The sequence below is a fragment of the Priestia sp. TSO9 genome (genome assembly GCF_021029645.1).
Classification (GTDB): Bacteria; Bacillota; Bacilli; order Bacillales; family Bacillaceae_H; genus Priestia; species Priestia megaterium_E.
The window spans coordinates 1-430 of record NZ_JAJEKD010000038.1 but is presented as its reverse complement, the minus strand read 5'-3'; the positions used below and the strand labels follow the sequence as shown (position 1 = coordinate 430).

The following is a 430-nucleotide window of genomic DNA, read 5'->3' as shown; positions in this document are numbered from 1 at the left end:
AGTAACCGTAAGGAGCTAGCCGCCTAAGGTGGGACAGATGATTGGGGTGAAGTCGTAACAAGGTAGCCGTATCGGAAGGTGCGGCTGGATCACCTCCTTTCTAAGGATTTTTACATGACGTACGTTTTGACACTTTGTTCAGTTTTGAGAGTTCAATCTCTCAATTATAGAAAGCACACTACTTTCTTCTTATTAGATAAGAAGAATTTTGGTTGCGATTGTTCTTTGAAAACTAGATAACAGTAATTGCTGAGGAAAAGTGAAACTTTTCTTTAATCAAACCAATAAATAACACAACAGTATGTTGTACCATTTATTCGCTAATGGTTAAGTTAGAAAGGGCGCACGGTGAATGCCTTGGCACTAGGAGCCGATGAAGGACGGGACTAACACCGATATGCTTCGGGGAGCTGTAAGTGAGCTTTGATCC

Annotated in this window: 2 rRNA genes; both read left to right on the top strand. The window is 41.4% G+C overall.

Annotated features, from left to right (window positions below):
* Positions 1 to 100, top strand: a 16S ribosomal RNA gene (locus tag LJC66_RS27450); the annotation flags it as partial.
* A 225-nt stretch (positions 101 to 325) separates the two neighbouring features.
* Positions 326 to 430 (top strand): 23S ribosomal RNA (locus LJC66_RS27445); the annotation flags it as partial.